The organism is Lysinibacillus sp. UGB7 (assembly GCF_049058285.1).
Lineage (GTDB): Bacteria > Bacillota > Bacilli > Bacillales_A > Planococcaceae > Lysinibacillus > Lysinibacillus sphaericus_B.
In genome coordinates this window covers 1-318 of record NZ_JBMGUV010000135.1, presented here as the reverse complement: position 1 = coordinate 318, position 318 = coordinate 1, and the positions used below count along the sequence as shown (strand labels likewise).

The window sequence follows — 318 nt, the reverse complement described above, 5'->3', positions numbered from 1 at the left end:
AGTACCTATTATTACTGGATCAATAACTTAAACCGACCTGATAAGTATGCCGAAATGAAATCGTTGATTTCTTCTATTTATCATGAACACAAAGGTCGATATGGTTATCGGAGAATCACGCTAGAATTACGTAATTATGGCTATTTGATCAATCATAAAACTGTACATCGTCTTATGCAAAAACTGGGTTTGAAATCACTTGTCCGTATTAGAAAGTATCGCTCATACAAAGGAAACGTCGGGAAGATTGCGCCAAATATTTTAAAACGTAATTTCGTGGCAGTAAAACCTAACGAAAAATGGGTAACAGATGTGACA

General features: G+C 35.2%; 1 protein-coding gene. It reads left to right on the top strand.

Translation table 11 applies throughout. The features are described 5' to 3' along the window. Nucleotides 1–318, top strand: a 318-nt coding sequence (locus ACOMCU_RS28395) for an IS3 family transposase (RefSeq protein ID WP_421052329.1), incomplete at both ends; no start/stop codon positions are given.